The 3,409-nt window shown below is 75.3% G+C and carries 4 protein-coding genes; 2 read left to right on the top strand and 2 right to left on the bottom strand.

Translation table 11 applies throughout. The features are described 5' to 3' along the window. On the bottom strand, nucleotides 1-1,284 hold a 1,284-nt coding region (locus AB0J68_RS29560; protein WP_363941857.1), incomplete at its 3' end, for a tetratricopeptide repeat protein. A 57-nt stretch (nucleotides 1,285-1,341) separates the two neighbouring features. After that, the gene (locus AB0J68_RS29555; protein WP_354855453.1) at nucleotides 1,342-1,803 is read right to left on the bottom strand and encodes a MarR family transcriptional regulator; all 462 of its coding nucleotides are present in this window, start codon (nucleotides 1,801-1,803) and stop codon (nucleotides 1,342-1,344) included. Between the two features lie 49 nt (nucleotides 1,804-1,852). Between AB0J68_RS29555 and AB0J68_RS29550 the strand changes: the two genes are divergently transcribed. Both AB0J68_RS29550 and AB0J68_RS29545 read left to right on the top strand, forming a co-directional pair. Beyond that, nucleotides 1,853-2,374: a VOC family protein gene (locus AB0J68_RS29550; protein ID WP_355063816.1), complete on the top strand. Its 522-nt coding sequence runs from the start codon at nucleotides 1,853-1,855 to the stop codon at nucleotides 2,372-2,374. Nucleotides 2,375-2,399: 25 nt separating this feature from the next. Beyond that, nucleotides 2,400-3,290 (top strand): hypothetical protein, encoded by an 891-nt coding sequence (locus AB0J68_RS29545; protein WP_363941855.1) that lies wholly within the window; start codon nucleotides 2,400-2,402, stop codon nucleotides 3,288-3,290. Nucleotides 3,291-3,409: the final 119 nt, after the last annotated feature.

The following is a 3,409-nucleotide window of genomic DNA, read 5'->3' as shown; positions in this document are numbered from 1 at the left end:
GTCCGGCCCGGCTTTCGGGTCGTCCCCGTCGCCGACCCGCGCCACCCCGGCGATCACCGCCGCCGTGCCCAGCAGCACCACGACGACGCCGGCCACCAGCACCGGCACCAGCCGGTTGCGCGGCGACGCCTTTGCCCGGTGCACGGGCACCGGCAGCAGCCGGGACGGCGTGTACGGCTCCAGCGGCGCGTACGGCTGCGCCGGCTGGTCCGGCTGGGTCGACGCGCCGGGGCGGTGCAGCCGGTAGACGCCGGACGTCTCCTCGGTGCCGGCGGTGAACCCGGCCACCGATGGGGGCACCGGCGGGACGATGGAGTGCGGGGCGGGCTCGTCGGTCGGGTCCGGCGGCCAACGGAAGCCCGGCGACCCGTCCGGCTCGTCGGCCGGCACCCGGGGGTTCGGCACCGAGCCGACCCCGTGCCCGGCCCGGCCCTCGTCGTCGCGGTCGGCCGGACCGGTCATCCCCGGGTCCACCTGACGCGGCGGGGGCGCGGAAGGGTGGTAGGCGGACTCGACCGGCCGGTCGTTGTGCGGCGCGGTACGCGCGGCCGGCACCACCGGGGCGTCCCGGTCGGCGGGCGCGTCGTCGGCGCAGACATGGTCGGGGTTGGCCGCTGCCCGGGCGAGAGCCGCCACCTGCAGCGCCAGCGGGTCGTCGGCGGCCAGGTGCTGCCGGCACAGCTCGCGGGCCAGCGCCAGGTTGTCGTGCGCCTCGGCGAACTGCCCACAGTCGCGCTGCATGGCGCCGAGCCGGGCCAGCATCTTGATCCCGCTGGGGTGACCGTCGCCGTACACCTCGCGGTGCAGCTCCCAGGCGTCCTGGAGGCGGTCGCGGGCCACCGTGCACTGGCCCCGGGCGTACTCGACGGTGGCCAGGTCGGCGTGTGCGGCAAGCACCCGCAGCGACTCGGGCCCGTCCTGCGCGGTCAGCTCGATGATGACTTCCTGGTACAGCCGGGCGGCCCGGGAGTGGCTGCCCACCCGGTGCAGCACGGCGGCCAGGGTGGCTGCGGCGGCGACGGTGCGGGGGTCGGAGCGGCCGTGCAACCGGGTGGTGGCCGCGTACGCGAAGGCTGCCCAGCCGCGCGCGGAGTGCGGCTCGCCGAGGGCGACGAGCACCCGCGCCTGGAGGCTGGCCGCCTCGGCCAGCTCGGGTGTGGCGTTGGCCGGGCGGGGGTCGGCGTCGGTGAGCGCGTCGGAGAGCAGCCGTTGCGCACCGGCCACGTCGCCAGTGGACACGAGGTGGTGCGCCTGGTCAGTCAACTCGTCGAAGCCGGAGGACACGCCCCATCGTGCTCATCCGACGACGGTAAGTACAAGACCCGCGCCGGTGCCGATCGGTCAGGATCTGGTCAGGTGCTCGGCCAACGTCTCGCTGATCCGACGCAACTGGTCGACCTGGGCCGGGCTCAACGCGTCGAACAGGTGTCGGCGTACCCCCTCGACGTGGCCCGGGGCGGCGGCGGCGAGGGTGGCGAAACCGTCGTCGGTGAGCACCGCGATCTGCCCGCGCCGGTCGGTGGGGCAGTCCTCGCGGCGCACCCAGCCGGCCGCCTCGAGGCGGGCCACCGCGTGCGAGAGCCGGCTGCGTGACGACCCCGCCGCATCGGCCAGGTCGCTCATCCGAAGTTGCCGACCCGGGGCCTCGGAGAGCCGGACCAGGATCTCGTAATAGGCGTGCGGCATGCCGGCATCGCGTTGCAGCTCGCGGTCGAGCGTGTCCATCAGCGCCCGGGAGGCGGCGAGGAACGCCCGCCAGGTGCGCTGCTCATCGGGGTCCAACCAGCGGGTCATGACGGCCATCATACGCGCGATGGTTGAACGTTCAACCAAATGGCGCTAGCCTGGGGTCATGGGTATCCACCGGCTCAACCACGCGGTCCTCTACGTCAGTGACCTCGCCCGCAGCGTCGCCTTCTACCGCGACGTGCTGGGCTTCCGCCCGGTGGCGATGACCCCGGACGGCTTCCGGGGCGCCGCCTTCCTCCAGGCCCCCGACTCCACCAACGACCACGACCTCGGCCTGTTCGAGATCGGCGCGGCCGCCGGCCGGTCCACCGCCGGCCGAGCCACCGTCGGGCTCTACCACCTGGCGTGGGAGGTCGACACCCTCGACGAGCTGGCCGCCACCGCCGAGCGCCTCACCGCCGCCGGGGCGCTGGTCGGCGCGTCCGACCACGGCACCACCAAGAGCCTCTACGGCCAGGACCCGGACGGTCTGGAGTTCGAGGTGGTCTGGCTGATCCCGGCCGACCTGCTCGACGACACCGCCCTGGCCGCCCGCAAGCGCATCGGCCGGCTCGACCTGGACGCCGAGCGGCAGCGCTACGGCGGGCAGACCCGCGGTGGTGTGGGGATCTCCGTGCCGGCCTGAGCCGGCCATAGGGTAGAACGGACCGATGCCGACCAACCGGACCACCGACTTCCTTCGTGAGCTGCTGGTCCGTCAGGTGACGACCTGGCTGCCCGCCGCCCTGCACCGCTCCCGGCGGGCAACCGTCGCGCTGGCCTGGGCCGGCACCGACGGCGGCGCAGCGGAGGCGGTGCTGCGGGTGGTCGCCGGCCACGCCGCCCAGGTGCGCGGTCGACAGGTGACGGTGCTGGTGCTGGCCGACGGCGCCGCCGACCTGCCGGCCCGGCTCGGGTCGATCGAGGCGGAGTTGCCTGCCGAGGTGACCGTGCACCTGCTGCCCGGCGGTCCGGACCGGCTGCCGGTGGCGGTGAAGGCGGCCGGCGCGGCCGGGTCGCCGCTGTTCTGCTTCCTGGACCTGCCCGGCGAGGTGCCCCCGCACCTGCTCGGCGCCGCCGCCAACGGCCGCACCGGCGAGGTGCTGCTGCACGCCGGTGGCGTCACCCGTGCGGCCCTCGTCGCCGCCGGCTTCCCGCTGGTCGCCGAGGTGGCGCCGGTGCTGCCGGATGGCGCGGCGGCCGGCGTGGTCGCCTTCGGTAGCCGTTCGGACCGGAGTCTGGAGGCGCTCCGCGACGCGCTCTGGACGGTCGGGGCGGAATTCGGCGTGCGCTACCGCGACCCCGCCGACCCGACGGCCCCGCCGGTGGACGTGGCCGGGGACCCGGCCCTGGACCCGCTGGCCGGGGAGCTGCTGGCCGAGCTGCGCCGGGGCGGCCCACGGCCGGTCACCGAGCTGCGCCGGCACACCCTCACCGCGACCGTCTACCGTGCCGCGGACGCCAACCGGGCGCTCGCCAACCTAGTCGAGACGGGCGGCGTACGCCGCGAACGCGACAGCGGCCGCCTCGCCGGCGACGAAATCATCACGCCCACGCGCTGAGGCGCACCCCTGCCCCTCCGCGATCGTGCTGTTTCTGCCCCGGCCTACCGGGGATTCCGCAAGATCGACGAGGTGCGGGTGGGGCGGGTGGACGCCGAGCGGGGTGCCGGTGAATCACC

Origin of the sequence: Micromonospora sp. NPDC049580 (assembly GCF_040675595.1) — a bacterium.
GTDB lineage: Bacteria > Actinomycetota > Actinomycetes > Mycobacteriales > Micromonosporaceae > Micromonospora.
The sequence above is the reverse complement of the archived record's forward strand: the minus strand, read 5'-3'. Positions and strand labels throughout refer to the sequence as shown.